Origin of the sequence: Acidipropionibacterium thoenii DSM 20276 (genome assembly GCF_000423445.1) — a bacterium.
GTDB classification, from domain to species: domain Bacteria; phylum Actinomycetota; class Actinomycetes; order Propionibacteriales; family Propionibacteriaceae; genus Acidipropionibacterium; species Acidipropionibacterium thoenii.
The window spans coordinates 18,163-44,224 of sequence record NZ_AUHZ01000005.1 but is presented as its reverse complement, the minus strand read 5'-3'; the positions used below and the strand labels follow the sequence as shown (position 1 = coordinate 44,224).

The window sequence follows — 26,062 nt, the reverse complement described above, 5'->3', positions numbered from 1 at the left end:
ATGTCATTCCCGGTGCTGGTGTCGGCGGTGATGCCTGGCCCTCCTGCCGGCCGCCGACGCCGCGGGGGCGACCTGCTCGGGGCGCCGGCACGGCGTCATGCCAGCTGCGGCCAGGGTCACTGGCCTGCGGTCTGCCGGGCCACCTGCTGGGCCAGATCCGCCAGATCCTGGCGCGACTGGTTGAGCAGCGCCAGCACCAGCACAGCGGTGTTCTCCTGGAGCACCACGCAGCCGGTGTCGTTGTGGTCGGGGTCGATGCCGCACTGCGCACTGCCGGACTTGTCCGAGAGCTGCTGCTCGCTCACCGAGTTCATCCCGGCGTCATCCATGAAGGCCTTGAGATCGGTCTGGGGCCGGCTCATCAGGACCACGACGGCGTCCTGACCCTTGGTGGCATAGGTCGCCGAGGTGGTCGTGGTGCCCGCCTGGGTGGAGGGGGAGTCGGTGGCGTTCGGGTCGCGGGTGTAGGCCCCGATCTGCACCGGCAGCTCCATCTTCCAGGTCGAGGTGGCGGTCGGGGTGCTCGAGGGCCCGGCCGGCTGGATGGAGTTGATGGCGTAGACCGCGACACCGACGATGGTGACCACCACCAGGGCGATGATGGTGCCGATCAGCATGGTCTTGTGGGAGGGTGCGGGATCGGGGTCATCGGCGGCCCGACTCGGGCGACCTCGCCGGGGAGGGCGGGGGATGCTGGTGAGCTGGTCGTCGACCTGACCGGTCGCGGCCTGGCCGTGGGGGCTGCTGGCGGGGGTGCTCGGGGAGCCCGCCCGGTGGGGGAGTGGGCCGCTGGAGGCCGTGCTGCCCGGCGTCCTCTGCTCGGCCGGGGTCTCCTCGCCGTCGGGCGGGGCTGCCCGTCTGGGCGCCGGCCCGCGGTGGTGTCGGCTCATCTGGTCGTCATCGCTCATCGCAGGCTCATCCGATGAAATCGTCGAGGGCCTTGAGTAGTGCTCGTCTGGACCTGCCGCCCTGCAGTGACCGGACCAGCCGTCCGTCCTGCCACACCTGGATCGTGGGCAGCGAGAGGATCTGCTGATCGGCCGCGGTGCGCTGATTGGCGTTGGTGTCCAGGGTCGTGAATGTCATCCGATCGCCGTGACTGTCCGACAGCTCGGCGATCAGGGGGGAGAGCTGCTTGCACGGCATGCACCAGTCGGCCCAGTAGTCGACCAGTACGGGTTTCGCCGAGCTCATGACCACCGACGCGAAGGTCTCGTCGGTGACCTCGATGACCTGGCTCATGGAAAACCTCTCAAGACGGGGACCTCCCGATAGTAGAGGACGCTGCCCAGACCATCGCAGCCGGCCGCAGGCGGCGCGGATAGGGTGACCGGCATGCCCCCGCGCTCCCCACTGCCCCAGCGTCACGGCCTGGAGTCGGCCTGGGTGCGCACCCCCGATCAGGGTGAGTGCCGCCGGTTGGCGGCCAGTGCCGACGACATCTCGGCAGCGGCCGGCCGAGGCGCGACGGCGATGACCGGCGCCGCCCCGTGGCTCACCATGCGCCAGTTCCTGACCTGGAAGCTGCCACGGATCGGTCAGCCGCGGATCGACGAGATGGTGGCCGAGGGGCGCTTCGTCGACCTGACCGGTGTGCCGATCACCCCGCAGACCCCCTTCACCGCCCAGACCTTCATCTACTTCCACCGCGACCTGCCGGTCGAGACCCCGGTACCCTTCCCGATCGGCACCCTGTACCGGGATGACCGGATCCTGGTCGCCGACAAGCCCCACTTCCTGTCCTCGATTCCCCGCGGGTCCCACGTCCTGGAGTCGGTGGTGGTCAGGTTGCGCACCGAGCTCGGCATGCCGGAGCTGACGGTCGCCCACCGGCTGGACCGGGTCACCGCCGGGGTCCTGCTGCTCACCTGTCAGCGCCAGTGGCGTCGCCCCTACCAGGAACTCTTCGAGCACCACCTGGTGCACAAGAGCTACCGGGTCGTCGCTGAGGCCCTCGATCTGCCACCGGAGGGGATCGAGGTGGCCAGCCGCATCGTCAAGGAACGCGGGGTGATCCAGGCCCATGAGGTGCCCGGCGCCGCACCCAACGCCCGGACCCGGGTCCGGCTGCTGGAGCGGCGCGGGGATCTGGGGCTCTACGAGGCCACACCCCTGACCGGCAAGACCCACCAGATCCGGCTGCACTTCAACCGGTTGGGCGCCCCCATCCTCAACGACCCCTTTTACCCCGAGCTGCTGGACACCGCGGTCGACGACTTCACCAGGCCGCTCCAGCTCCAGGCCCATGAGTTGTCCTTCACGGATCCGGTCTCCGGAAAGTTCCGCAGCTTCAGATCACGTCAGAAGTTGGCCTGTTGGGGGTGACGGATGCGCAGATCACTCCGCAGACGGGGGTCCATGCAGCCTGAGCTGCTGATACCCCCGTCTGCGGAGTGATCTGCGCAGGCTCATCGGGGCGGCGGCCTCACTGGGCGACGGTGAACCGCTGTCCGCGGTGGGCAGGCCTCTCCAGCTCGTCGAGGATCGCCACGGCGAAGGTGCCGGAGCTGACGAAGTCGCCTGCCGGCGAGTCGGCTGCCACGGTGTAGTTCTGCGCCGCATCGCCGGGGGCGACCTGGGGGGCCGGGGAGATCAGCGTCCAGTCCAGCCCCTGGGAGGCCCGGTAGAGGTCAAGCACGGTGCTGAAGGCCTCGGACTCGCTCTTGTAGGCGGCCGGGAAGTCCGGGCTGTCCTTGAGCGGAACCCCGTCGATGAGCAGGGATCCGGCCCCTCCGACCACCAGCAGACGCCCCGTCGGGGCGGCGGCGATGAGATCGCGGTGGGCGTTGATCACCGGCTCGGCCGATCCACCGGTGCGGTCGGTGGGTACCGCGATGACGGTGGCATCGGCGGAGTTGACGAGGTTGGTGACGGTCGGGGTGTCCGACAGCTCCGCGGCCAGTGCGGTGGCTCCCTGGACCGGCGTGCCCGAGCGGGTGACCGCGGTGACCTGATGGCCGCGGGCCAGCGCCTCGGCGACGACCTTCGAACCGACCATGCCGGTGGCACCGATGACGGTGATGTTCATATCTCCTCCTTGGAAGGCCCCACCTCGTGGGCCGATCTGTGCAACGCCGGGCCGACCCTGATACTTCCCTAAGAACCTGGGCTCTTCAGAAGCCTCAGGTGAACTTCTCATCTGGTCCATAGGAAACCGCGGCACCATGAATTCATGGACGAGAACAAGGGCACCGGCAGCGCCCAGTACCCCGACCGGTCAGACCAGGTGGGCACCCAGTACCCCGACAGCCAGCCCTACTTCCAGAGCTCGGGATACGGGTACGGCCGCAACGAGTACGACCAGGCCGGCCAGACCCCAGCGAGTGGCCAGGGGGCCCACTACGGCCAGAGCGCCCAGTACGGCCAGGGCAGTGAGTACCCGCAGACCGGCCAGTACCAGGCCTTCGGCCAGGCCCAGTCGGGCCAGTCGGGTCAGTCGGGCCAGTACGACTACAGCCAGTCCCAGCCCTGGGCGGCCGTCTCCGGCTCCGGCTACCCTCCCCAGGGCCCGGGCCAGTCCTCCCAGACCCTCACTGAACCCAGGCGCGGCAAGGGCATCCGGGCTGGCACCGTCGCCCTGGTGACCCTGCTGGCAGCCGGTGTCGGAGGACTGTCGGGCTGGGCGGTCAGCAGCCAGACCCAGGACACCCCGGCCGCCGTCGCATCGGCATCGGCCACCAGCGCCCCGTCCGCCACCGTCACCAAGGTCGCCCAGGCCAATGCCTCCAATCCGGACTGGACGGCCACCGCCAAGGCGGTCTCCGACTCGGTGGTCTCCATCACGGTGCGTACCAGCCAGGGCACCGGGGCCGGCTCGGGGGTGGTGCTGGACGCCAAGGGCGACATCGTCACCAACAACCACGTCGTCTCGGCCGGAGGCGGTGGGGGCACCATCTCGGTGGGCCTGGGGGACAAGAGCTACCAGGCCTCGGTGGTGGGTACCGACGCCTCCACAGATCTCGCGGTGATCCGTCTCAAGCAGATCCCGAAGGAGCTCACGCAGATCGACTTCGCCGACTCCGACAAGCTTGCGGTCGGCGCACCGGTGATGGCGATCGGCAACCCGCTCGGGCTGTCGGGGTCGGTGACCACCGGCATCATCAGCGCGCTCAACCGTCCGGTGACGACATCCTCCAGTGAGCAGTCCAGTGGATCGAGCGACGGGGTGGTCGTCACCAGCGCCATCCAGACCAGCGCCCCGATCAACCCGGGCAACTCCGGCGGCGCCTTGGTCAACGCCGAGGGCCAGCTGATCGGCATCAACTCCTCGATCGCCAGCCTCTCCTCCTCCTCATCGGGGTCCCAGTCGGGCAGCATCGGGATCGGTTTCGCGATCCCGGCCAACCAGGTGCGCAACATCACCGACCAGCTGATCGCCACCGGCTCCGCCCGGCACGCCTACCTCGGCATCACCTCCGAGGACGGCACCGCCACCGTCAACGGGGTGACGACGTCGGGGGCCGAGGTGGCCTCGGTCCAGGCCGGTTCCCCGGCCGCCGGCGCCGACCTGCGTGAGGGCGACGTCATCATCGCGATGGACTCCACCAATGTCACCTCCGGGGAGTCCCTGGTCGGGCTGGTCCGCGCCCGCAAGGTCAGTGAGCAGATCACCCTGACCCTGGTGCGCGGCGGCTCCCAGCAGCAGGTGAAGGCGACCCTGGCGGCCGCTCCCAAGTGACCGGGGCGACGCCCTTCGGCGCCGCCTGCATCAAATCCAGGCCTACATCAGATCCAGAACGGCCCTGGCCGTCTCGTCGTCGACCACCACATCGGTGGCCACCCGGGCCCGCAGCGCTGCCAGCAGGGCCTTGGCCTTGGTCCTCCCCGAGACCACGCAGATCCGCCGCGGCACCTTCTGGAGTTGATGAGGAGTCATCCCGGTGGCCCTCTCATTGAACGGAATGTCGGCGTACCCGCCGTCGGCCCGCAGGAAGACGGTGTTGACATCGCCCACCACCCCGTAGCTGACGAGTTCAGCCATCTCGGCGTCGGTGAGGTATCCCGAGGAGTAGACGTGTGAGGGCACCGAGGCCTCCAGGGCGCCCAGCCCGAAGACCGCCAGATCCAGCACCCGCTGAGCCGCCAGCACCGTCTGGACCGAACGCTCGCGCCACATCGCAGCCTTGGTCTGCGGGTTGTCGAAGAAGGCCGGGACCGGGAAGTGGATCACCTCCCCCTGGAAGGCCTGGGCCATCCGGGTCATGATCGAGCCGGTGTAGGGGATCCCCGACGCGGCCGGGTTGGCGGCCCCGTTCATCTGCACGATCCGCACGTTGTGGGTGTCCTTGGGGACCAGGTGCAAGGTGATGGTCTCCATCGTCGTGCCCCAGGCCACTCCGATCGCCACGCCGTCATGCACTAGGTCGGTGATGAGCTGACCTGCGATCCGGGCCACCTGATCCAGCCGGTGCACCTCCGTGGTCCCCGACCGGACCGGAACGATGGTGGCCCGTACGCCGAACATCCGTGACAGAGAGGTGCTCAGCCCGGTCCTGGCCCCGGTGGGCTGGGCCAGGCTGATGCGCACCAGACCGGTCTCCCGGGCCTGTTTGAGCAGCCGGGAGACGGTCGACCGCGAGGTCCCCAGGTGCTTGGCGATGACCTCCATCGTCTCGCCCTGCATGTAGTACATGGATGCCGCAGTCCACAGGTCGTCAGCCCACTCGTTCATGCTCCACCTCCTGGCTGCACATTAGTGCACGCGGGGGTGGAGGGTGTTCACTTGTGCTTGACTGAGCCAGGTTCGGTGCTCACATCCGGACTGGTTGCTCGCGCGGTGTCCATGGAGGACGGCGCTGCAGCCCTGAACAAGTCGGTGTCGCTGGTGACACCATGGCACAGGAGTATCCCCTTGCTTCTAGAAACAATGGTCCCGGCCTGGACGGCCTTCGGATCCGAGTTCTTGGGCACAATGATCCTCATTCTTCTTGGTGTGGGAGTTGTGGCCAACAACCTTCTGCCCAAGTCCAAAGGACAGGCCAATGCCCCGGGTTCCCTCCAGATCAACTGGGGTTGGGGTTTCGGCGTGATGTTCGGCGTCTACTGCGCCTACAAGACCGGTGGACAGCTGAATCCGGCTGTCACCATCGGCCTGTGGGCGGCGGGCAAGGACCTGGCCCCAGGCCTGCCGGCCAACGCCACCAACATCATCGTCTGCATCCTCGGCCAGTTCGCCGGCGCCTTCGTCGGTGCCGTGGTCGCCTGGCTGGCCTACAAGCAGCACTACGACGAGGACTGCGATCCGGCCCTCAAACTGGGCACATTCGCGACCGGTCCTGCGATCCGCAACTACTTCTGGAACACCATGACCGAGGTCATCGGCACCTACGTGCTGCTGATCTGGGTGCTGCTGTCCGGCTACACGCAGAACTCCTTCATCGGCCCGCTCGGCGTGGCCCTGTTGATCGTGGCCATCGGCGCCTCCCTCGGCGGCCCCACCGGATACGCCATCAACCCGGCTCGAGACCTCGCTCCCCGGTTCGCCCACGCGGTCCTGCCGATCAAGGGCAAGGGAAGCTCCGACTGGGCCTACTCATGGGTTCCGATCGTCGGCCCGATGGTCGGTGCCCTCCTGGCCTCCCTCACCTACCGGGTCTTCTGGATCTGACCGCTGAGTCGGGGAGGACGCGATGTCAGGCCCTCCCCCACCCGCCTCACATTCCAACTGTTAGGGTGATCTACCAGCGACTGGCCACACGGCGTTCTTTCTCTGCTGTCTGACCACTGACTAGGTAGTTCACCCTCTCACGTGACTCACATGAGTTGTGTGAATGTGATACCAACGTAACTGAGAAGCATGTCGACCGGGTCAGCACCGACCCGGCCGATGAGGATCAGCACAACGGGGCGCAGATGAGCCCCACGCGACTCCTCGGGCTCACAGTGCCGCAGTCTCGACACACCGTGCCGAACCTGATGACGCGACATCGAGCCGGAGCAATCGACACAGAAAGGGATCACTCATGAGTGACCAGCAGTACGTTCTCGCCATCGACGAGGGAACCACCTCCGCTCGCGCCATGATCTTCGACCACCATGGCAACGTCGTCTCGGTCGGCCAGGAGGAGTTCGAGCAGATCTTCCCGCGCGCCGGCTGGGTCGAGCACGATCCGCTCGAGATCATGGAGGCCGTCAACGAGGTCGTCGGCCAGGCCCTGGTCAAGGCGGCCATCAACCGCCACCAGCTCGCCGCGGTCGGCATCACCAACCAGCGCGAGACCACCATCGTGTGGGACAAGAACACCGGCAAGCCGGTCTACAACGCGATCGTCTGGCAGGACGGACGCACCACCTCGATCGTCAACGAGATCAACGCCGGGGACGACCTGGGTTCGGAGCGCTACCGCCAGATCACCGGTGAGAATGTCTCGAACTACCCCTCGGCCCCCAAGATCAAGTGGATCCTCGACAATGTCGACGGGGCCCGTGAGAAGGCCGAGGCCGGCGACCTGCTGTTCGGCACCCCCGACACCTGGGTGCTGTGGAACCTCACCGGTGGGGTCAACGGCGGCATCCATGTCACCGACGTCACCAATGCCTCCCGCACCCTGCTGATGGACGTCCGCGAGCTCAAGTGGCGCGAGGACATCTGCGCCGACTTCGGCATCCCGGTCTCGATGCTGCCCGAGATCAAGTCCTCCTCGGAGGTCTACGGCTACGGCGCCAAGAACAGCCTGCTGATCGACACCCCGATCGCCGGCATCCTGGGCGACCAGCAGGCCGCCACCTTCGGTCAGGCCTGCTTCGAGCCGGGCAATGTGAAGAACACCTACGGCACCGGCTGTTTCACCCTGATGAACACCGGCGAGGAGGCTGTCTTCTCCTCGAACGGACTGCTCACCACGGTCTGCTACAAGATCGGTGACGCCGCTCCGGTCTACGCCCTGGAGGGTTCCATCGCCGTTGCCGGATCGCTGGTCCAGTGGCTGCGCGACAACCTGCGGATGATCGACGCGGCCCCCGAGATCGAGGACCTCGCCAAGACCGTCGAGGACAACGGCGGGGCCTACTTCGTGCCGGCCTTCTCGGGCCTGTTCGCACCCTACTGGCGCACCGACGCCCGTGGCGCCCTGGTCGGCCTGACCCGTTACGTCAACCGCGGCCACCTGGCCCGGGCCGTCATCGAGGCCACCGCCTTCCAGACCCGCGAGGTGGTCGATGCCATGAACGCCGATTCCGGCGTCCCGCTGACCGCACTGAAGGTCGATGGTGGGATGACCGCCAATGACACCCTGATGCAGTTCCAGGCCGATCAGGTCGGGGTGCCGGTGATCCGCCCGGTGGTCGCCGAGACCACCGCCCTGGGTGCCGCCTACGCGGCCGGCATCGCAGTCGGGTTCTGGAACGGCAAGCAGGACGTCATCGACAACTGGGCCGAGGACAAGCGCTGGGAGCCGAAGGGCGATCCCGACGAGCGCGAGCGCCTCTACCGCAACTGGAAGAAGGCCGTCACCAAGACCTTCGACTGGGTCGACGACGACGTGCGCGACTGAGATCCGGTGCCGGCCGGCCCGACGTGGCCGGCCGGCTGGGAGCTGAGTTCCGGCCGGGCCCGATGGCGTTGAGTCGCCATCGGGCCCGGCCGGGGGCGTTCTGGAGCGCGAGTCCTGAATCAGCGGTCACCGGGACGGGCCGGCCCCAGGGCGTCGTCGGGTGATACCTGGACCGCCTTGGAGATCGGGGCCCTGGTGTGGGGCAGGGCCTGGGTCACGGTGTCGGACTTGTCGCGGATGGTGAGGTCCCGATGGGGCTGCTCCTGGGTCAGCCTCCGGACCACTGCCGAGACGACCTCGTCGGGAGCCGTCGGGGCGGGCTGGGCGGCCAGCAGATCGCTCACCCAGCCGAGGTGGCGCGGGGTGCCGGGATCGGAGGGATCCAGGCGGTGGTCATGGCTGTCGTCCATCAGGTCCTCCAGGGTGTCGTCGGGTCGGGAGCCGGCCAGGGGGACCGGCTGTGCACTGGGCCGACCACCACCGGTGTGACGCGCCGGCACCGCGATCGGTTCCCCGAGCGGGTCGGACAGCGGCCATCTCGGGGACACGGTCCGGTGTGGAGGGCTCAGAAACTGTCGCGGAACGGCGCCAGCAGTTCGGCCAACCGGGCCCGGCCCCTGGCACACCGGCTCTTCACGGTGCCCCGTGGCACTCCCAGCTCCACAGCCGCCTCCGCCACCGGCATCTGTTCCATGTCGACCAGCACCAGGGCAGCCCGCTGATCGGCATTCAGCCGGGACAGCGCCTGCTCGACGATCGCGGCCAGCTCGGCCGACTCGATCCGGCGGGTCGGGTCCTCAGCAGCGATCAGGGCCAGATCCCGATCGGCCCCGGGGTGCAGCGGCTCGGTACGCCTCACCCGGTTGCGACGGATCAGGTCCAGGCATGAGTTGACGACGATCCGGTGCAGCCAGCTGGTCACCGCGGCGTCACCGCGGAATGTCCCGGCCCTGCGACTGGCCGAGATCATCGCCTCCTGAAGGGCGTCGGCGGCCTCCTCACGATCGCCCATGGTGCGCACCGCCACCGCCCAGAGCCGGTCCCGGTGGCGCAGGAACAGGGTGCCGAAGGCGTCCGGGTCACCGGCGACGTGGGCCGCCAGCAGGTCGGCGTCGCTGGGGCCCGGGCCCGGATCGGCGGCCTCGAGAGGGTCCTCGGGATCGGCGCGGCCCGGCTCGTCCTCCCCCTGGGCCGATCCTCCCGCCGGCCCCGCGGCCCGGCTCACGGGTTCACCTTGATCTCCGCGATGCCCCCCTGGAAGCGGTTGTCGGAGATCTTCGGCAGCTTGCTGAGGTAAACCAGCAGATACCGGCTGGACACCGCCGGGGAGGGTTTCAGGGTGGTGGCCCCTCGCGCCCCCTGCCGGGCCGTCACCCGGCGCCAGTCGCCGATGGTCGACATCGGGGGCTCAGCGCCGGCGGATCTCGGCACGTACAGGGCCACGTCGGTGGCGCCGTTGACCAGGGTGACCGTCACCGAGGAGAACGACGTCGTGGACCCGAGGTCGACCACCAGCCCGACGCCGGGCTTGAGCCGTCCGAAACTGGGGGAGTTCTTGTACACCAGGGTGGTCCAGGCGGTGTCGGCCTTGCCGTCCCAGGCCAGAGACACCTTGTTCGGGTTCTCCTCGTCATTGCCCCCGTCGGCCTCGGGGTCGAAGTCATCGACCTTGGAGATGGTGACCGCTGTCGAGGCCGAGGACGCCGCCTGGCCGGCCGGTTCGGTTGCCGCCACCCGCCTGAGCCCGACCAGCAGCAGGCAGACCACCAGCACGGCAGCGACCAGGCCGACCGCCCAGATCTGCCAGCGCCGGGGGTCGGGCCGGGGCCGGGCCAGCTGATGGGAGACCTTCTCGACATCCGCGGGGGCGATATGGGAGGCCATCGGGATCGGGCGACCGTCGGGCCGGCCAGCGCTGCCGGATCCTGCCTGACGCCGCGAACCGCGCGGTGAACCCGGGTCCCGGGGGCCGGCGCCCGGGGCGGCGGACGCCGATCCCTCGACGGCCCTGAGGTCCCCCGAACCCCCGTCCAGGTAGTGCTGTGCGGGAACGTGGGCCCACTCCCCGGCGGCGGCCTCCGGGGTCCAGTAACCGTCCTCGTCGCGGCCGGGAATCGTCGAGCTGCCGGTGCCGTCGTCATCCGGGTAGCCGTCGCCGCGAGAGCTGTCGTCGGCGCCGGGAGTGCCGAACTCGGTGGGGGTCCCGTTCGAGCCGGCAGGTCGGCCCGCGGCACCGGGAGCGGCCACTGCGGCGGCCGGTGTCACCGGGGCGGTGGTGCTGTTGCCCTGCTCGGCCGGGTAGCGCAGTCGGCGCTCGAGGTCGGCGGCCGCATCGGCGCTGCCGAGCACCCGGGCCAGCGCCTGGGCCACCTCGTTGGCGGTGCGGATCGGGACCTCGTTGTGGCGGGGGACCTCTGAGAGGATCTGGTCGCACAGGGTGTCCAGTGCGGGGGAGACGCCGGCCCGTACCTGGTGCGGCGGCAGCCAGCCGTGGTCATCGGAGGGGGCCGGGACCAGGCCCCACCGGACCCTGCCGTCCAGGCTGTCGAGCGGGCGCGGATGGCGGGCGGTGCCCACCGGCCAGCGGGAGACCAGGCAGGCGTACAGCAGCCGTCCCATGTCGGAGACGTCGCGGGCCTCACGGTCGGACCAGGTCAACGACTGGTCACCGGGCCAGGGGTGCAGGGCTGCCTGGATCAGCAGCCCGACGATCTTGACATTGCCGGTGGAGGTGACGATGACGTTGTCGGGGTTGAGTCTCTCGTGGAACAGCCCCAGGCTGTGCAGCGGGGCCATCGCATCGGCGAGTTCGCGAATGATCCAGGCCGCTTCCAGGGCCGACAGCGGCCCCGACTGGAGCAGTTCGGCGATCGACCGGCCGGGGGCGAACTCGCAGACCACGAAGGAGCCGGGGTCCCCGGGCCCCGCGGCGACGGCGTCCAGGACTCTCAGGAATCGGGAGTCGGTGGCGACCGCGGCCCGCCGGGCGGCGGCCAGCACCTCGTCGGTGTGGGCCCCGTCGGGGGCCATGATGTGCATCAGTACCGGGCGGTGCAGTTTGAGATCGAAGGCCCGCCAGGTCATCGTGCCGAGGGGATTGCCGAGCTCCTGCTCGAGGCGGAAGCGGCCGCCGAGCTGGGCTCCGGCGCGCAGCACCGGAACCGGGTCTGGGTCGGTGGGGCGTGGCTGGGGGCGGGTCTGCTCGTCCTCCTCGTGCCACTGCTGGTCGCTGGAGTGGGAGACCTGGCGGCGGTCGTTGAATACGCTGTCCACCGTCACCTCCCTGCGCTTCGAACCCGGGGGACGCCGCATGAGGCACCGCCGGCAGCACCCGGGACCTTCGACATCGCCCTCACCAAGTCTGCCGTCTCGGGCTGCTGATCGGAACGGGGCTCACCGGCCGGTACCCGAAGCCGGGTCGATCGGTGCCTCGGACGGCGGAGCGGAGGCGTCTCCTGGTGAGTCGCCCGGCTCCTGGCGGGGTTCGGGCAGATGGTCGTGGGTGGCCCCGTCCGGGCCGACCGTCGAACTCCCGGCCGGCGTCGGCGAGGTGCTCTCGTGATGCTGAGTGGCCTCCTCCAACCCTGCCGTCAGCTCCTCGGCCAGGGTCGCGGCGTCGGTCCCCTGGCGGTGGCGGACCTGGTGGATGCGCAGCAGGGTGGCCCCGAGCAGCACCGCCCCGGAGATCACGATGATGACCCAGCCGATGTCGTCCATCCGGGTCGCCCGGATCAGGAAGTGGTGCTGGACGCCCAGCGGGCGGCCGGCCGGACTGGTGAGCTGGGCGGTCATCTCGACCTGGCCGTTCGAGCTGGCGCGCGGGGAGAAGCGGATGGTCTGGGTCTCCCCCGAGCGGATCGTCACCACCTGAGTGGTCGGCACCGAGATCCGCTGGGGATACTCGGAGGTGAACACCACCTTGACTCGCACGGTGGCGTCGAGCCGATTGGTGACTGTCAGCGGCAGGTAGTTGGAGGCCGAGGACATCACGAAGCTCTCGGCGGCGTGAAGGTTGATCGAGGTTCCCGACAGCAGCTGGGTGGCCGAGGACATCGCGGTGGTCAGCCAGCCGGAGCGCTGGGCGGCGGCCAGGTCGACCGAGACCCCGCGGGACAGCGCCCGGTCGGTCTTGAGGGTGGTCTGCGCCGGGTCGGCCAGCACGTCGCCCCAGCCGGCCGCGTGGCGGGCGGCGACTTCCAGGTCGGTCCACCAGGACCCCTGGAGCACGGTGGGCACCCGGCTGCGGGCCGGCAACGGATTGGTGGTGGACGGCGTCCCCACCGCTGCGGACAGACTCCTCAGGGTGAGCCAGGGCTCGGTGCTGGTGGCCGTCAGCCCGACCACCGCCAACTCCTTCTCGGTGGTGACGACAGTGGTCACCGGCCGGCCGTCCTGGGAGTCCAGCAGTGCCTGGGCGAGCAACCGGCCGCGGCGCTGGGCGGGGCTGGAGGTGTGATCGGGCCCGCCGTCCAGGACATCGGTGGACAGCGGTACCAGGGTGGTCCCGGAGGTCGAGTAGCTGGTGGCCGTGGTGTCGGCGGCGGAGCTGAGGACCACCTGGGGGTGCAGCACATCGACGATCGAGGTGAGCGATGGGCGGTCCAGGGCGCCGGCCCGATCGACCACCGCCAGAGGCAGGTTGGCCGCCGGGTTGGTTGATGTGGAGCTGCTGCCAGCCGTGCCGCTGGCCCCCGTGGAGGTGGCGGCCAGGGCGTCGCGTGCCCTCGTCAGCACCACCTGGTGGCCGGCCCGCGCAGCCCCCACGACATCGGCGTTGCCATAGGGAAGGCGATAGGCGTTGCCCCCCTGGAGAACGGGGGTGAGGGCGGCCAACCAGTTGATCGCGGCCTGGGTGCCGGTTCCGGGTCTGCCGTCGACGGTGTAGCCGGCCGCCATCGCGATGACCTCGTCCACCAGCCCCGGGTCGACCAGCACGGTGGCCTGGCGGTTCTGTGCGGCGCTCAGCAGGGTGGTGAGCCGCCCGGTGAGTTCGCCGGCCAGGTGATCATCCATGAAGGTGCCGTCCAGCCCGATGGCGGGCCGGGAGGACAGTTCGACGACCGGGGTGAGGGCTGCCTTCGTGGTGGCGGCGGAGACCACCGTGAGCACCCGTGCCCGGCCCACCGTCAGCCGGGACCGGCCGACCGGCGTCGCCTGGACGTGGACGCCGACCAGATAGGCACCGGCGGTGGTGAGGCCCATCTCCTTGGCGGTGCCGGAGACCTGGAAGGACGCCGTCTGGCCGGGTTGGAAGGTCTGGGTCGCCTCCGGGTCGGTGATGTTGTCCATGCTCGCCTCGTTCTTCTCACCGAACCAGCGCTCCCCGACCGGCATGGTGATGGGGGAGGAGAGCACGGAGCTGAGGGCGGAGGGGTCGGTGATCGGGTCGCGGGAGCGCCAGAAGGACACCTGCACCCAGGTCATCGCGACCTTCGAGGTGTTGGTCACGGTGCCCTTGATGGTGATGGTGCCGTTGGCATCGACGCTGTCGGGGGTGACGCTGGTGAGGTCGACGGTGACTGCCGGGGTCGAGGGGTTCTGGGTGGCCCTGGCTGGGTGTGTCGTGGCGGGGGAGGCCAGAGCCGGGGCGGCGGAGGTCATCGCGGTGAGGACGGCGAGCAGCAGAGCCAGGAGCAGGGCGGCGCGCCTGCGGGTCTGCCGCCGGGTGCCGGAGGGGCGCTGGCGACTCCCCGGTCGATCGGTGGCAGAGACAGGCATGGTCTTCATCTTATGGACGCCAGCTGTGAACGGCATCGGGGACTGCTGACCGGAGCACCGGCGGCCGGGGGTCAGATCCCGGTCGCCGGACCGGGGGGTAGCGGCAGCCGGGGTGGATGGATGACGTAGACCGTGCCCTTGGAACTGCGCTGCCAGATCCGCTCGAACTGGTCGCGCCGGTAGACCACCCGGACCTGGTCGTTGTCGGGCAGGTTGTGGCTGGCCGGGTCGTTGACGATGACGTCGCCACCGCTGGTGAATCCGATCACCAGCATCAGGTGGCCCTCGGTGGAGTATCCCGAGCCGTCCAGTTCGGTGGCGTCGAAGGCCAGTGAGGCCACCAGCGGGATGCCGGCCGCGATGAAGGGGGCCATCTCGGCCAGGCCGGCGAGTCGGGTGACGAAGGCTTCGAGGGGATACTCGGCGGGGTAGGCGGTGGAGAAGGCCCAGTTTCCGGCGCCCTGGAACTGGTGGTCCCAGGTCGCCCGGGCGCTGAAGGCGACGATCCGGTCGTCGGGGGGTTGGATCCAGGCCAGCTCGGCGGGGGTGGGGCCGCAGCGGTGGTAGCCCATCGTCATCGCCACCGAGGTCGGCGAGCACCAGGATTCGCCGCCACCGCCCCACTGCGGGTACTGGCCGCGATGGGTCATCTGGGACAGCGGGGGGACCGGTATTTCCCTTCCCGGCAGTGGGGCCGGGCCGGGTGCCGCGCTGGGGGCGGGAGACGATCCGTGGCCTCTGGAGGGTGCCCAGGCGACCGCCCCCAGCAGCGAGACGACGGGGCGCTCGGGTGCCCCGAGCGGGGCCGCCAGGATCACCCTCAGCCGGTAACCGGTGATCTCGTGGCCCTCGGAGGCGGCCAGGGTGTCGACATCGACCGAGGCGCCGGCTGAGCTCTGCCCCGCCACGCTGGCGCGGTGGATGGCGCCCCCCTGGGCGGGCAGCAGCCGGCACCAGCGGGCTATCGTGAACCACGGTCCGGGGGTCTGCGTATCGGCGGCAGATGGTGCCACCTCGCCGATGATCGGCTGGATCTGCACCTCGATCCAGGAGTGTCCCGGGGTCAGTGCGTTCCAGGAGACGATGATCTGCTGGCCGCCGAAGCCCAAACGGTGGAGGGGCGAGGTCCAGGTCGCCGTCTGATATCTCACCGGTGAGTTGATCGCACCGGGGTCGTCGGCGGCCGGGCGCACCGAGCCGTCGGGCCGGTCGACGAAGGGGTCGGCCAGGACACGCTCGCCGGTCGGACGGTCGACGGTGAGTCCGCGGTGGTCCGCCCTACAGCCATCGAGGTCTCCGGAGGCGAAGGACCGGCGTCCTCGGGCATTCTCGGGCGGCCTGCCCTGCCAGGCCCAGAACTCGATCTGCGAGTGGGCTCGGGGGGAGCTGGCCGGAGAGTTCATGGCTGGAGCATAGCCGCGCTGCTGGGGGCGACCCCCGGGTGAGCGGGGCGCCTCGCCGGCGGCCGGCGGAGCGACTCCGAGGCGGGTCGGGGCGGCTTCGGCCCGCAGCGTGAGGGCTGGAAGAAGAGCCTTCGGTGACTACCGTGGCGTCATGAGAGCACAGCAGTACAGCCGGTACGCGAACGGGAAGACCCTCGATGTCGGGGTCCTCGAGCTGGTCGAGGACCGGCCGACACCGAGGACGCCGCCGGGATTCGCCCTGGTGCGGGTGATGGCAGCCGGCGTCAATCCCGTCGACTGGAAGGTGATGTCCGGGGGGCTGGACTCCATCTATGACGTCGTCTTCCCGGCGGTGCCCGGCTGGGACGTCGCCGGGGTCATCGAGCAGTTGGGCCCCGACACCCCGGGATTCGAGGTCGGCGACGAGGTGATGGCCTACGCCCGGACCGCCTGGATCCATCACGGAACCTTCGCCGAGCTGGTCCCGGTGCCGATGGAGTTCCTGGCCCACAAGCCGGCCGGGCTGGACTGGGATCAGGCCGGAGCTCTTCCGCTGGCCGGGCTGACCGCCTACCAGAACCTGCTCCGGCTCGGCACCGGACGGGGCAGCACCGTGCTGATCCACAACGCGTCCGGCGGGGTCGGGTGCTACGCGGTGCAGATCGCCAGGCATCTGGGTGCCCGGGTGATCGGGACCGCCTCGGCCCGCAACCACGAGCGGCTCCGCGAGCTGGGGGCCGAGCCGGTGGCCTATGGCGAGGGGCTGACCGAGCGGGTCCGCGAGCTCGCACCCGGCGGGGTGGACATCGTGCTGGACCTGATCGGCGGAGTGCTCGACGTCACCACCTCGGTGCTGGCGCCAGGCGGGGTGCACGGCTCGATCGCCGATCCCGGCGCCGCCGAGGCCGGCGGCTTGTCGACCTGGGTGAAGCCCTCCGGGTCCCAGCTCGCCGAGCTGGCCGAACTGGCGGCCGACGGAGTGCTGCACGCCGACATCGCCGGTACCTTCGCGCTGGCCGATCTCGGCCAGGCCTTCGAGTCCTCGGCCTCGGGGCACGTGCACGGCAAGATCGTCCTCCACCCGAACCAGATCTGAGGGGCGCGGCGCCACGGGTTCGGTGCGCGGTCCGGGGCGCAGACACCTCGGACCGGCCGGGAACCATGACCGGCCGTCGGCCTCTCAGCTCGTCGACTCCGGCTGCTCGGCCCACCACGCCCTGAGCGCCGCACCGGCCTCCAGCTCGTTCTTGGGGCCCTCGTCCAGTCGTAGGTCGAGCAGGTACTTGTAGGCCCGTCCCACCACCGGGCCGGGGGCGATCCCCAGGATCGCCATGATCTGTTCGCCGTCCAGGTCGGGGCGGATCGACTTGAGCTCCTCCTGCTCCTGCAGCTCACCGATCCGGTGCTCCAGGTCGTCGTAGGCGAACTCGAGTCGCTCGGCCTTGCGGCGGTTCATCGTCGTGCAGTCGGCGCGGGTGAGGATGTGGAGGCGCTCGAGCTGGTCGCCGGCGTCGCGCACGTAGCGGCGCACCGCCGAATCGGTCCAGCCCTGCTCGCCGTAGCCGTGGAAGCGCAGGTGCAGCTCGACGAGCTTGGCGACGTCCTTGACGAACTGGCCGGGGAAGGCCAGGGCCCTGAGCCGTTTGCGGGTCAGCTTGGCCCCGACGATGTCGTGGTGGTGGAAGGACACCTTCCCGCCGGGCTCGAACCTGCGGGTCGCCGGCTTCCCGACGTCGTGCATCAGCGCCGCCATCCGGCCCGTGAGGTCGGGGGCGTGGCCGCGGGAGCGCTCCAGGGCGATCGACTGGTCGAGCACCGTCAGAGTGTGCTGGTAGACGTCCTTGTGCCGGTGGTGCTCGTCGAGTTCAAGACGCAGTGCCGGCAGCTCGGGCAGCACGTGGTCGGCGATCCCGGTGGACACCAGCAGGTCCAGGCCCTCCCGCGGGTGGTCGGTGAGCAGCAGTTTGGACAGCTCATCACGGACCCGCTCGGCCGAGATGATCGCGATCCGGTCGGCCATCCCGGTCATCGCGGTGCGCACCGGGTCGGTGACCGCGAAGCCGAGCTGGGAGGTGAACCGGGCAGCGCGCATCATCCGCAGCGGGTCGTCGGAGAAGGACCGCTCGGGGGGGAAGGGGGTGCGAAGGGTCGCGGCGGCGATGTCGGCCAGCCCGGCATGGGGATCGATGAACTGCCGGGTGGCGGCGTGGACGGCCATCGCGTTGACGGTGAAGTCGCGGCGGATGAGGTCCTCGTCGATGGAGTCCCCGAAGGCGATCTCGGGTTTGCGGGAGTCGGGCCGGTAGACGTCGGTGCGGTAGGTGGTGATCTCCACCACCCAGGCGTCGGGGCTCTGATCGGTGGCGGTCGAATCGGTAGCTGTCGGGTCGGCAGCGGCACCGTCGGCCACCCGGATATTGGCTCCGATGGTCCCGAACGCCCGCCCGATGTCCCAGACCGCATGGGTCCGGGTGCGCAGCAGGGCCTCGATCTGGTCGGGGTGGGCGTCGCTGGTGAAGTCCAGGTCATGGCCGAGGGTGCCCAGCAGGGCATCTCGCACCGAGCCGCCTACCAGGTAGAGATCGTGACCGTGCTCGGCGAACAGCTGGCCGAGCTCGCCGACCAGCGGGATGGTCTCGAAGAGGTGGGATATCCGGTGCTCCAGCAGTTGAGGCAGAGTGAGGCCCCTCTCCTGGGGGGTCGGGTTCAAGCAGGCAAGAGTCTCGGACACGAGTCACTACTCTACGAGGCCCCGGGGCGATGCCCTCGGCCGCCATTGGCGAGGAATCGGCGCGGTGCCGGGGTCCACGGGCTCCGGCCGGGCAGAAGGGCTTTATCCGGGCACGTCGTTGTCGGCCCATCGGCGCGGCCGGACGGCGGCGACTGGGGCCCTGTCCCTCTAGCATTGGCCCCATGACATCTGACAGGGACGGGGCGTCGGAGGCCGGCAGCGTGGTCGTGGCGGTCGACTCGTTCAAGGGGTCGCTGACCAGCGGTCAGGCCTGCCTGGCGGTCAGTCAGGGCCTGCGCCGGGCCGACCCCGGTATCAAGGTCGTCTCGATCCCGGTCGCCGACGGCGGCGAAGGCACTCTGGACGCCGCGATCGCGGCCGGCTACCACTCGGTCTCCACCCGCTGCCACGGCGCCACCGGAGACCTCGCCCAGGTCGACTGGGCCCGCCGAGGAGACGACGCCGTCATCGAGATGGCGGCCTGCTGCGGTCTGGAACGCGCCGACCGGGTCTCCGGACCGCCCACTCCGGCTCGCGCGCTGACGGCGTCCAGCAGAGGTCTGGGAGAGGTGATCGCGGCAGCCCTGCGCGAGGGGGTGGCCTCGATCACCATTGGGATCGGCGGCTCGGCCAGCACCGACGGCGGGGCCGGGATGCTCGAGGCCCTCGGGGCGATCTTCCTGGACTCCCATCGCAATGACGTCGAGCCCGGCCTGGCCGGCCTGGTCGCCCTGGACCTGGTCGACCTCACCCACCTCAACCCGAGGTTGGCCGAGGTGGAGCTGACCGTGGCCTGCGATGTCACCAGCCCGCTGCTCGGTCCGAGTGGTACCGCTGCGGTCTTCGGCCCGCAGAAGGGGATGGACGCCGATGGGGTGGCGTTGGCCGACAAGACCCTGGAGACCTTCTCAGGGGCCGTCGAGCCGGCCCTGGGGGTGATCCACCGCGACGATCCCGGAGCCGGCGCGGCCGGCGGTGTCGGCTGGGCGCTGATGTGCCTGGGAGCGCACTACCGGCCTGGCGCCGAGGTGGTGCTCGGCTGGTCGGACGCCGCCCGGCGGATCCGCGAGGCCTCCCTGGTGATCACCGGGGAGGGCCGGCTGGACCATCAGACCCTGCTGGGCAAGACCCCCGACGCGGTGCGCCGGATGGCCCGCCAGGCCGGGGTGCCGGTCTGGGCGGTCTGCGGGTTGTGTGAACTGACGGGCGCCGACCGTGACGCCTTCGACGGCGTCCTGGCGCTGTCGGACATCGAGCCGGATCCTGACAAGTCAATCTCCGGGGCGCGCACGCTGCTCACCAGGCTCATCGCCGAGGCGATGTCGGAGGGTTAGCCGGCCCGGCCGAGGTCCCCTCGTCGCGCCGCTGCGCCTCCTCGAAACCACGATGGCGGCCGGTCATCAGCGGTCTGACCATCAGCACCACCAGCAGCCCGGCGCCCCCGATCAGCACTGGCAGGCTGAACAGCACCCCGATCCAGATCCACTGCCACGCCACGGCGTCATCCCTCAGAAGGCGCCGCGGATGCGGGCCTCGTCGAAGGCGTCCTTGGCCTTGCGGCGCAGCGTCCGGATCACGTCGTACTGGGTCTGGGCGACGCACTTGGTGGCGATCTGGAAGGTCATCTTGTCCCCGGTGATGTCGGTGACGCCCAGCACCGTCGGTGTCTCGAGCAGGGAGTCGCTGAACTGCGGGTCCTGGTCGATCTCGCGGATCACCATCTTGAGCACCCGCATCACCACCATCGGATCCTCCGAGGCGTGCACAGTGATGTCGGTGACCGAGGTCGCCACCCCCTGGGTGCGGTTGCCCACCTGGGTGATCTCACCATTGCGGATGTACCAGATCAGCCCGTCGAAGTCGCGGATCCGGGTCACTCGCAGCCCGACATCCTCGATGGTGCCCTTGATCTCGTTGATCTCCACCACGTCGCCCACTCCGTACTGATCCTCGAAGATCATGAACAGACCCGACAACAGGTCCTTGACCAGGGACTGGGCGCCGAAGGCCAGCGCGATGCCGAGCACACCGGCCGAGGCCAGCACCGGCGTCAACCGGATGCCGACGGTGTCGAACCCCCACAGCACTGCGACTGCCACGATCAGCGCGACACCGATGTTGGACAGCAGCCGGCCCACCGTGGTGGTGCGCTGCGCCTGCCGTTCGGCATTGAGACCGGTGAGCTCGCCGATCGCGATGCCGCCGTGGGTGGTCTCGGAGGACCGCCGCTTCTCGGTGCGGCGCAGCATCCAGCCGATCAGCCAGTTGATCCCGCGGCGCAGCAGCCACCGGAACAGCAGAGCCGCGGCGATGATGATCGCCAGGTTGATGGGGGTGTTCGGCCAGTTCCACGTGAAGGACTTCACGATGGAGGTCCTCAGCGGCACCGGGATGTGGAGCGGGATCTGGAGTGGGGTCATGACAGGAATGCCTTGATGATAGGGCCTGCGGTTCCCGATCCGGAGTCCCCGACCTCAACCATGCAGGCCACCGCGACCGACGACGTCCAGCAGATCATCCAGGCATGGGTTCTCACCTTGCCCGCCGGGCCGAACTCCGCGGTGCCGGTCTTGGCGCCGGTGGCCAGCCCGGCGAGCACCCGGCCGGAGCCCTGCTTGACGGTGGTGACCATCACCTCGCGCAACCCGGCCACCTCCCGGGTGCTCAGCGAGGTGGCCTTGGGGGTCGGTTTCCTGCCCTGGATCAGCCAGGGGACGACGGTCGTGCCGGCGGCGACCGAGGCGGCCACCCCCGCCATCGCCATCGGGGAGGCCAGCACCCCGCCCTGGCCGATCATGTCGGAGGCCAGCACATCGGCGGCGGTGGTGTCGGCGATCGAGCCGTAGAAGGTGGGGAATCCGGCGTCGTAGTCGGTGCCCACCCCCAGGCTGGCGGCGGCCCGCTTGAGGGTCGCCGAGGTGACCTTGGCGTGCTGGGAGATGAAGGCCGTGTTGCAGGACTGGGCGACCGCCTGCTTGAGGGGGATGCTGCCGGCGAAGGCCGAGTCGTAGTCGGAGTAGTTGTGGAAGGTCCGGCCGTTGACGGTGACGGTCGACGAGCAGTTGACGGTGGAGTCGGGGGTGAGCCCGGCGCGCAGCAGGGCCAGGGTGGTGGCGATCTTGAAGGTCGACCCGGGGGCGTACTGGCCGTAGTTGGCGAATCCGTTGGCACCGGCCGCCTGCGAGTTGGCCAGCGCCAGGATGCCGCCTGTGGAGGGCTGGATGGCGACCAGGCAGGCGACCCCGGAGGCGCCCGCCAGGGCGGTCTCGGCCTTGGACTGGAGGGTCGGGTCGAGGGTCAGCCTGAGCGGTGTCCCGTCGGTCTTGGGGGTGGTGAAGAGTCTGGCCGGCAGGGCTGCTGCCGAGGAGGGGGAGGGCGTCGGCTGTGCGGATCCGGTGGTGGCGGTGGTGGCGTCGGGGTCGGAGGCGCCCTTGCGGGCGACCAGATCGATCCGGTGGCCGACCTTGCCGCGCAGCTGGGAGTCGTAGCGCAGCTGCAGGCCCGACTTGCCCACCACGTCGCCGGTCTCGATCTCTCCCTTGCCCCGTGCCACGTCCTCCTCGTTGGCCAGCCCGGCGGTGCCCAGCAGACCGTTGGCGAAGGTCTTGGTGGGTGCCAACGGCAGCTCGCGGTCGGTGACCGCGGCGCCGGGAATGACGCCGACGTCTCTGGGGATGTCCTGCTCGCGCAGCGTGATCGCGACCACGAAGGCCTGGTCCCCGGCCCCCTGGACCTGGGCGGCGTAGGCCTTGGGGTCGATCTTGACCAGCTTGGCGAGGGCCGTGGCCGAGGAGGCCCAGGCCGTCTTGTCGGCCTTGGTCTTGTCGATGCCGACGTCATGGACGGTGTGATTGACGACGATGTCGGAGTCGTTGGCGCCGGTGATCGAGGCCCTCTCACCGAGCTCCCGGGTGTGGCGGAGCCGGGTGGCGGGGGTGAGCCGGGGGTGGACGATGGTGGACTCCCAGGCGACCTTCCAGAGGTTGCTGGTGTTGACGATGCGCGCCGTGGAGGTGAACGACCAGGTCCGGCCGGCCAGCGTGAGGGTGTGAGCCAGGGTGGCGGTGACGGTGCTCGAGGTGCTGTCCGAGCCGCCGTCGGAGACCTTGGTGGAGGCGACCTTGGTGGTCGGGTGCAGGCCGTCCATCCCGGCGAAGATGACCTTCATGTCGTCTGCGGCGCCTGCCGGGTCATCGACCGGGACGCCGGTGAGGTCGCCCTTGCTGAGACCTGCCGCCAGCTGCCGGGCGACCTGAGTGGCGGCGTCGGGCACCTCGGGGGTGTCGGGGGAGGTGTTCCTGCAGCCGGAGAGGGACCCGGTCAGGGCGGCTGCGGCGAGGGTGCCGAGGGTCCCCTGGCCCAGCGCGCGGCGGGAGAGCATCGGTCCTTGCGACGTCATGTACGTAATCCTCCCTGGTCCCCGCGGGTTGTCCTACCGATCCCGGGCGCCGGTGAACCCGGCCGTGGCACCAGACTAGGGCGGCCGTGGTGACGGCGGAGCACCTACTCCCGAGTTGGGGACGCCGGTGGCCGGCGGGAGGCGGCTCCGAGGGTGGTCTCAGTCGGCGTCGAGGAGGTCCTGGGCGATCCGCAGGGCGCCGACGACCGGGTCGGCGGCGGTGACGGCCCGCCATCCGCCACGCCGCCCCAGTTCGGCCAGCACGGCGGCGCGCACCGGGGTCTGGTGGGCCAGCACCCCGCCGGCCAGCACCACCTCGCGGGGGACGTCGCCCGCCCCCTCCACGCCGAGGCCCTCGGGTGCCGAGTCCGGACGGTCCGCGCTGCGTCCTGGCCCGGAGTCGGCGACGACCGCGTCGAGGCTGGTGATCAGCGCCTCCGCGGCCGCCTCCGCAATCCGGCCGGCGACCGCATCGGTCGCCGCAGCCGCCAGCACCAGCGGCGCCAGACCGCCCATCTGGGCGGGGGCCAGCTCGTCGACCCGACGCACCAAGTCCTGGCAGGGGTCGCCGGTCACCGGCTGCACCTCCAGGGATGCCACCATCGGAGCGGTCAACTCGGTGTGCGGGCCGCGTCGATCCAGATCGGCGGCGACGGCACGAAGACCCTGCCAGCCGATCCACAGCCCCGATCCGGTGTCGCCGAGGATCCAGCCGAGCCCATCGGCACGGCGCTCGAGGATCCCTCCTCGGTAGCGGCCGGCCACCGCCCCGGTTCCCGACAGCAGCAGGTAGCCGTCGCCCCCGGAGCTGGCCGATCGGAAGGCCGCCGACAGGTCGTTCTCGACATGGACCCGGTCGCAGATCCCGGCCAGGGCCGCCCGGAAGGCTGCCGCCACCTCATCGTGACGGGCCGCCCCGGCACCCGAGGCCGAGATGACGATGACCTGGGGAAGGAGTTTCCCGGTGACGGCCTGCTCGAGCACAGCGGTCGGGTCGGCAGCGTCCGGGGAGTCGATGAGCGCGGGATCGGTGGGCGTCGAGGACTCGGGAGGCCGGGGGCCGCCGGCCACCGCCACGGTCAGGGCCAGCTCGGCAGAGCGCCGGACAGCCGCCGCCGCCCCGGCGATCCCGCCGCCGGCCGATCTCAGGTTCGCCCCCTCGGCGGCACCGCGCCCGAGCACCGCCCCGCAGTCGTCGGCCAGCTCGGCGAGCGTGCTCGTGCCGCCCAGATCGATCCCCATCACCGTCACCCTCAGGAGGGTACCGGTGACCCGCCGCACCATCACCAGTGCTCATCGCTGATGTGTGTTCGGACCGGGGTTCTGAGCACGCCGAATGGGGTGGCCGGACCGTGACAAGATATGGACCCGAGCCCACCCAAGGAGACCCTGTGACCAGTTCCGCCGAACCTCCCCAGGCCAGCCACTCGACCCCCTCCGGCACACCGGAGACCGCATCGACACCGCTGGTGGCAGGAGTCGGCCAGGCAGCCCCGAAGCTCACCTGGGCCACCGAGTCCCGAAATGAGCGGACCCTGGACATCGACCAGCTGGACGCCGCCGGGGTGGTGGCCGAGATCCTCGCCGAGGACGCCCGGGTGGCCGCCGCGGTGCAGGCCTGCACGGACCGGATCGGCCAGGTCGTCGACCTCTTCGTGGCCGCCCTGGCCGCCGGTGGCGCGGTGCACTACGTCGGGGCCGGCACCTCCGGCCGTCTCGGCGTCCTGGACGCCGTGGAGCTGCTGCCCACCTACGGCATCTCCCCCGACCAGGTGATCGGCCACATGGCCGGTGGGCAGCGCGCCTTCGTGCGGGCCGTCGAGGGGGCCGAGGACTCCCCGGAGCTGGGTGCCGCGGAACTGAAGGAGGCCGGGGAGCACGATCTGGTGATCGGCATCGCCGCCAGCGGCCGGACCCCGTACGTCGCCGGGGCGTTGGCAGAGGCCAGACGCCGAGGCCTGCCGACCGCCCTGATCTCCACCAACCCGAGGGCCCCGCTGGCCGAGCTGGCCGACGTCGCCATCCTGCCCGACACCGGCCCCGAGGCGGTCACCGGATCGACCCGGATGAAGTCGGGGACAGCCCAGAAGATGACCCTCAACGCCATCTCCACCGCTGCCATGATCCGGCTCGGCAAGACCTGGTCGAATCTCATGATTGATGTCGTCGCCACCAATGAGAAGTTGCGAGTGCGGATGGTCCGGATCGTCGAGCAGGCCACCGGCGCCAGCTCCGAGGAGGCCCGGACGGCCCTGCTCGCCGCCGACGGGAGAGTCCGGGTGGCGATCGTCGCGTTGGCCGCCGGGGTCGGCACCGACCGGGCAGCGGAGGCGCTGGACCACACCCCACCGAGCCCCGATCGTCGCGGGGACCCGTCGGGGGTGCGCACCGCCATCGAGCTGGCGCGCACCGCCACCGGGGCGGATCCTCGATGACCACTCGACTGAGGAGACTTCTGGTGCCCCAGGTCGACGTGATCCCGCTGGTCGAGGATGATCTCATCTGGCTGTGGCACTGGAATGTCGAGGTGCCCGATGCCGAGTGGAAGCGCTGGGACGGGCCCTACTTCGGCGACCAGGACGATCGCAGCTATCGTGACTTCGCTCGCGACTGGCGGCCCCGCCTGAGGTCTGGGGACCGGGCGATCATCACCGTGGAGGGGCACCGCTGCGGGTTCGTCAACCGGTTCGAGATCGATCCGGCCGGCGGTGGCTGGTGGGAGCTGGGGCTGGTGATCTTCGAGCCGCGGCTGTGGGGCCAGGGGATCGGGTCCACAGCGCTGGCGAGGTGGACCCGGCAGACCTTCCAGGAGACCGACGCCCACGTCGTCACCTTGACCACCTGGAGCGGCAACACCCGGATGATGAGATGTGCCGAGCAGCTCGGGTACACGGTCACCGGCCGGGTCCCGGAGGCCCGTGAGTGGGATGGCCGCCGGTGGGACTCGATCACGATGTCCCTGCTGAGGAGCCAGATCGCCTGAGCCGGGTCGGGCGGCGTCCGACCCTCCGGCGACACGCGGCGGACCGGATGCGGGAGGATGTCCTCATGAACGCGATCATGACCGTCACCGGGAACGATCACCCGGGAATCATCGCCGCCATCTCCACGGCACTGGCCGGGATGGGGGTCAACATCGTCAACGTCTCCCAGACCCTGATGGGTGACTACTTCACGATGATCATGCAGTGCGTGCTCTCCGAGGACGCCCCCGATCTGGCCACCATCCAGACCCGGATGAAGGACGCCGGGGAGCGGGTGGGCGTCGTCGTCCATATTCAGTCCGAGGCCATCTTCGACGCCATGCACAGGCTGTGAT

Annotated in this window: 23 protein-coding genes; 9 read left to right on the top strand and 14 right to left on the bottom strand. The window is 70.1% G+C overall.

Going from position 1 to position 26,062, the window contains the following annotated elements; genetic code table 11:
* Window positions 1-116: 116 nt before the first annotated feature.
* Both G554_RS0100205 and G554_RS0100200 read right to left on the bottom strand, forming a co-directional pair.
* Entirely contained in the window at window positions 117-908 is a 792-nt protein-coding gene (locus G554_RS0100205) for a hypothetical protein (RefSeq protein WP_027586331.1), read from the bottom strand.
* A gap of 7 nt (window positions 909-915) precedes the next feature.
* Window positions 916-1,242, bottom strand: coding sequence for a thioredoxin family protein (locus G554_RS0100200; RefSeq protein ID WP_027586330.1), 327 nt, complete (start codon window positions 1,240-1,242; stop codon window positions 916-918).
* A 258-nt stretch (window positions 1,243-1,500) separates the two neighbouring features.
* Between G554_RS0100200 and G554_RS0100195 the strand changes: the two genes are divergently transcribed.
* The gene (locus tag G554_RS0100195) at window positions 1,501-2,325 is read left to right on the top strand and encodes a pseudouridine synthase (RefSeq protein WP_027586329.1); all 825 of its coding nucleotides are present in this window, start codon (window positions 1,501-1,503) and stop codon (window positions 2,323-2,325) included.
* Window positions 2,326-2,425: 100 nt separating this feature from the next.
* Here the strand turns inward: G554_RS0100195 and G554_RS0100190 are convergent, their stop codons facing one another.
* The gene (locus tag G554_RS0100190; protein WP_027586328.1) at window positions 2,426-3,028 is read right to left on the bottom strand and encodes an NAD(P)-dependent oxidoreductase; all 603 of its coding nucleotides are present in this window, start codon (window positions 3,026-3,028) and stop codon (window positions 2,426-2,428) included.
* Between the two features lie 144 nt (window positions 3,029-3,172).
* Here G554_RS0100190 and G554_RS13685 point away from each other — a divergent pair, with 144 nt between their 5' ends.
* Window positions 3,173-4,678, top strand: a complete 1,506-nt coding sequence (locus tag G554_RS13685; RefSeq protein WP_084648182.1) for a S1C family serine protease — start codon at window positions 3,173-3,175, stop codon at window positions 4,676-4,678.
* Between the two features lie 42 nt (window positions 4,679-4,720).
* Here the strand turns inward: G554_RS13685 and G554_RS0100180 are convergent, their stop codons facing one another.
* Window positions 4,721-5,671, bottom strand: a complete 951-nt coding sequence (locus G554_RS0100180; protein ID WP_027586327.1) for a sugar-binding transcriptional regulator — start codon at window positions 5,669-5,671, stop codon at window positions 4,721-4,723.
* A 180-nt stretch (window positions 5,672-5,851) separates the two neighbouring features.
* On the opposite strand from G554_RS0100180, the gene G554_RS0100175 reads away from it, so the two are divergent.
* A complete protein-coding gene (locus G554_RS0100175; protein ID WP_027586326.1) occupies window positions 5,852-6,607 on the top strand; it encodes an MIP/aquaporin family protein in 756 nt (251 codons plus the stop codon).
* A 355-nt stretch (window positions 6,608-6,962) separates the two neighbouring features.
* Window positions 6,963-8,492, top strand: coding sequence for a glycerol kinase GlpK (gene glpK / locus G554_RS0100165; RefSeq protein WP_027586325.1), 1,530 nt, complete (start codon window positions 6,963-6,965; stop codon window positions 8,490-8,492).
* A 119-nt stretch (window positions 8,493-8,611) separates the two neighbouring features.
* Here the strand turns inward: glpK and G554_RS0100160 are convergent, their stop codons facing one another.
* The 5 genes from G554_RS0100160 to G554_RS13670 form a co-directional block, all read right to left on the bottom strand.
* Window positions 8,612-9,040 (bottom strand): hypothetical protein, encoded by a 429-nt coding sequence (locus G554_RS0100160; protein WP_027586324.1) that lies wholly within the window; start codon window positions 9,038-9,040, stop codon window positions 8,612-8,614.
* Between the two features lie 17 nt (window positions 9,041-9,057).
* Window positions 9,058-9,717, bottom strand: a complete 660-nt coding sequence (gene sigM, locus G554_RS13680; protein WP_084648181.1) for an RNA polymerase sigma factor SigM — start codon at window positions 9,715-9,717, stop codon at window positions 9,058-9,060.
* Window positions 9,714-11,648: a protein kinase family protein gene (locus G554_RS0100150; RefSeq protein WP_027586323.1), complete on the bottom strand. Its 1,935-nt coding sequence runs from the start codon at window positions 11,646-11,648 to the stop codon at window positions 9,714-9,716. The genes sigM and G554_RS0100150 overlap by 4 nt, the downstream gene beginning before the upstream one ends.
* A gap of 237 nt (window positions 11,649-11,885) precedes the next feature.
* The gene (locus G554_RS13675) at window positions 11,886-14,210 is read right to left on the bottom strand and encodes a DUF6049 family protein (RefSeq protein WP_161626442.1); all 2,325 of its coding nucleotides are present in this window, start codon (window positions 14,208-14,210) and stop codon (window positions 11,886-11,888) included.
* A gap of 71 nt (window positions 14,211-14,281) precedes the next feature.
* Window positions 14,282-15,613, bottom strand: coding sequence for a C39 family peptidase (locus G554_RS13670; protein WP_051232059.1), 1,332 nt, complete (start codon window positions 15,611-15,613; stop codon window positions 14,282-14,284).
* A gap of 151 nt (window positions 15,614-15,764) precedes the next feature.
* Between G554_RS13670 and G554_RS0100135 the strand changes: the two genes are divergently transcribed.
* Window positions 15,765-16,709, top strand: coding sequence for an NADP-dependent oxidoreductase (locus G554_RS0100135; protein ID WP_027586322.1), 945 nt, complete (start codon window positions 15,765-15,767; stop codon window positions 16,707-16,709).
* 84 nt (window positions 16,710-16,793) lie between these two features.
* Here G554_RS0100135 and G554_RS0100130 read toward each other — a convergent pair whose 3' ends face one another.
* A complete protein-coding gene (locus G554_RS0100130; RefSeq protein ID WP_027586321.1) occupies window positions 16,794-18,344 on the bottom strand; it encodes a CCA tRNA nucleotidyltransferase in 1,551 nt (516 codons plus the stop codon).
* 182 nt (window positions 18,345-18,526) lie between these two features.
* On the opposite strand from G554_RS0100130, the gene G554_RS0100125 reads away from it, so the two are divergent.
* Window positions 18,527-19,678, top strand: coding sequence for a glycerate kinase (locus G554_RS0100125; RefSeq protein ID WP_051232057.1), 1,152 nt, complete (start codon window positions 18,527-18,529; stop codon window positions 19,676-19,678).
* On the opposite strand, the gene G554_RS0100120 is transcribed toward G554_RS0100125, so the two are convergent.
* The 4 genes from G554_RS0100120 to G554_RS13665 all read right to left on the bottom strand — a co-directional run bounded on the left by G554_RS0100120 (window position 19,650) and on the right by G554_RS13665 (window position 24,027).
* The gene (locus tag G554_RS0100120) at window positions 19,650-19,841 is read right to left on the bottom strand and encodes a hypothetical protein (RefSeq protein WP_027586319.1); all 192 of its coding nucleotides are present in this window, start codon (window positions 19,839-19,841) and stop codon (window positions 19,650-19,652) included. The genes G554_RS0100125 and G554_RS0100120 overlap by 29 nt on opposite strands.
* A gap of 11 nt (window positions 19,842-19,852) precedes the next feature.
* Entirely contained in the window at window positions 19,853-20,764 is a 912-nt protein-coding gene (locus tag G554_RS0100115; RefSeq protein ID WP_051232055.1) for a mechanosensitive ion channel family protein, read from the bottom strand.
* Complete coding sequence (locus G554_RS0100110) at window positions 20,761-22,743, bottom strand: penicillin-binding transpeptidase domain-containing protein (RefSeq protein ID WP_084648180.1); 1,983 nt, start codon at window positions 22,741-22,743, stop codon at window positions 20,761-20,763. The genes G554_RS0100115 and G554_RS0100110 overlap by 4 nt, the downstream gene beginning before the upstream one ends.
* Before the next feature lie 159 nt (window positions 22,744-22,902).
* Window positions 22,903-24,027 (bottom strand): BadF/BadG/BcrA/BcrD ATPase family protein, encoded by a 1,125-nt coding sequence (locus G554_RS13665; protein WP_051232051.1) that lies wholly within the window; start codon window positions 24,025-24,027, stop codon window positions 22,903-22,905.
* Window positions 24,028-24,134: 107 nt separating this feature from the next.
* Between G554_RS13665 and murQ the strand changes: the two genes are divergently transcribed.
* The 3 genes from murQ (at window position 24,135) to G554_RS0100090 (ending at window position 26,061) form a co-directional block, all read left to right on the top strand.
* Window positions 24,135-25,178, top strand: coding sequence for an N-acetylmuramic acid 6-phosphate etherase (murQ, locus tag G554_RS0100100; RefSeq protein ID WP_245569898.1), 1,044 nt, complete (start codon window positions 24,135-24,137; stop codon window positions 25,176-25,178).
* Window positions 25,175-25,726 carry a GNAT family N-acetyltransferase gene (locus G554_RS0100095; RefSeq protein WP_036923848.1) on the top strand — a complete coding sequence of 184 codons (552 nt, stop codon included), beginning with the start codon at window positions 25,175-25,177 and terminating at the stop codon, window positions 25,724-25,726. Before murQ ends, G554_RS0100095 begins: the two co-directional genes overlap by 4 nt.
* A 65-nt stretch (window positions 25,727-25,791) precedes the next feature.
* Entirely contained in the window at window positions 25,792-26,061 is a 270-nt protein-coding gene (locus tag G554_RS0100090) for an ACT domain-containing protein (RefSeq protein WP_027586314.1), read from the top strand.
* The last annotated feature ends 1 nt before the right edge of the window (window position 26,062 follow it).